Below are 264 nucleotides of genomic sequence, written 5' to 3'. Positions count from 1 at the left end.
ACGGTCTGTACTGCTGCAAACAGTCAGATGCTGACTTGAAGTCCCACCCACCCCTTCGGGTTCTACCATACAAGCTGACTTGTCTGCGATGGGCTGCGCAGCAGTCCTGAAACCAGGCGACCGGGGTGTGTCAGGTGATACCGCATCCACCGGTTTTACTGCCGGTCCCCGGCAGATCGCGGGCAAGCCACGCTCCTACGCCTTCGGCAGAAGCGGGTCACGTCGGCTGATGGATCGTGTCCACGCGCCGCGTCCGCCCTTGAT

Origin of the sequence: Xanthomonas sp. WHRI 1810A (assembly GCF_040202885.1) — a bacterium.
In the GTDB taxonomy this organism is placed as follows: domain Bacteria; phylum Pseudomonadota; class Gammaproteobacteria; order Pseudomonadales; family Pseudomonadaceae; genus Aquipseudomonas.
Note: the sequence above shows the minus strand (reverse complement) of the source record.